3 protein-coding genes are annotated in these 1,800 nt (G+C 68.2%); all 3 read right to left on the bottom strand.

Annotated elements, in window-relative coordinates; genetic code table 11:
• Positions 1-330: TrbC/VirB2 family protein (locus APY03_RS25660; protein ID WP_232324404.1), on the bottom strand; the 330-nt coding region annotated here is incomplete at its 3' end.
• Entirely contained in the window at positions 327-1,379 is a 1,053-nt protein-coding gene (gene trbB, locus APY03_RS25665; protein ID WP_005304532.1) for a P-type conjugative transfer ATPase TrbB, read from the bottom strand. The genes trbB and APY03_RS25660, both read right to left, overlap by 4 nt.
• A partial coding sequence (locus tag APY03_RS25670) for a CopG family transcriptional regulator (protein WP_232324405.1) occupies positions 1,376-1,800 on the bottom strand: 425 nt, incomplete at its 5' end. The genes APY03_RS25670 and trbB, both read right to left, overlap by 4 nt.

Consider the following 1,800-nt stretch of genomic DNA (forward strand, 5'->3'; position numbering starts at 1 on the left):
CGCGAAGGCGATGGACAGGCCGAAGACGATCTGGATCAGCTTGCGGAATCCGCCGGAGGTGTCGCCGAAGGCCAGCGCAAGGCCGGTGGCGATGATGATGATGACCGCGACGATGCGCGCCACCGGCCCCTGGATGGATTCGAGAATGGATTGCAGCGGGCCTTCCCACGGCATCGAGGAACCGGCGGCCTGCGCGGTTCCGGCCAGGAACAACAGCAGCGCGGCCAGCAGCAGCCCTTGCGCCGCAGGGCGGGCCAGGCAGCGCAGCCGCGCAAGACGCAAAGCCGGATTTGCAGAAAAACGGAAAGCAGGAACGATCATCTGCGTCATGGCAGTTCTCCAAGTGAGTCAGGCGATGGGGAAGTCGCCGCAGCGGGGGCGGCATCGGGACGTGGCGGCAGCTCGGGAAACGGCGTTTCCAGCGCGTCCGCCAATTGGTAGCCCACGCCGTCGAAGCCGACGACGCGGGCGATGTTCTCGATGCGGCGCTTGCGCCCGCGTCCGGCGATGTGAATCACTACGTTGACCGCCTCGGCGATCAGCGCACGGGGAGGGTTCACCGCCACTTCGAGAATCAGTTGCTCCAGGCGCAGCAGCGCGCCGAGCGCGGAGCCGGCATGGATCGTGGCGATACCGCCCGGATGGCCTGTGCCCCACACCTTGATCAGATCCAGTGCCTCGGCGCCGCGCACTTCGCCAACGACGACGCGATCAGGCCGCAGGCGCATGGACGAGCGCACCAGTTCGGTCATCGACACCACGCCTGCGCGGGTGCGCAGCGGAACGTGGTCGCGGGCTGCGCATTGCAGTTCCACCGTGTCTTCGAGCACCAGCACGCGGTCGCCGGTGGCGGCGATTTCGGCGAGCAACGCATTGGCGAGCGTGGTCTTGCCGCTGCTGGTGGCGCCGGCGATCAGCACGTTCTGCCGCTCGCGCACGGCGCGAACGAGAAAGCCCGCTTGCGCGCTGGTCATCATCCCGTCGATGACGTACCGCTCCAGCGGAATCACGCCGATGGCGCGCTTGCGCAGCGCGAAGGCCGGCCCCGGCGCTGCCGGTGGCAAGATGCCCTCGAAGCGTTCGCCCGTTTCGGGCAACTCGGCGGACAGCAGCGGCTGGCCGCGATGGACTTCTGCGCCGACGTGGGCCGCGACCAGGCGGATGATTCGCTCGCCGTCCGCCTCGGGCAGTTCCACGCCCATCGGCGCGCGCCCACTGGAAAGCCGATCCACCCAAAGGGTGCGATCGGGATTCAGCATCACCTCCACCACGTCCGGGTCTTCGAGCGCAGCGGCGATCAGCGGCCCCATCGCCGTGCGCAGCATCTGGATGCGGCGGTCGAGCGACGTGGCGCTCATGGACTGTGGAACGGCGCTCATGACGCACGCTCCTGCGCTTGCGCGGCTGCCGCCGCGTCCTCCATTCGCATCGGATCGGGGTGCAGTTCCTCCACCACGTCACGCACCAGGCTGCGCCCGCGCAGCAGGTGGCGGCCCAACTGTTCAACGAACTGCTCGAAGCGCGCCTTGCCCTGGGCGCGGGCAGCCTCTTGGTGCGCCTCGGGAACTGGTGTGCTGACCGTGAGGTAGTAGCGAATGAACAGCGCCAGCGTCTCGATCTGGATGTTCTGGTCGCGCTCCATGCGCTCGGCTTGGCGCGACAGGCGATCCAGCCGCTTGGCGACTGCCGCCTCGCGCTGGTCTGCTGCGTCCGGCGACAGCCAGGACGCCAAAGCAGCGGCGACGATGCTGGACTTGGATACGCCTTTCTTGGCGGCCAGCTCGTCCAGGCGCTTGGCGT

It is taken from the genome of Variovorax sp. WDL1, from assembly GCF_001541225.1.
GTDB lineage: Bacteria > Pseudomonadota > Gammaproteobacteria > Burkholderiales > Burkholderiaceae_C > Variovorax.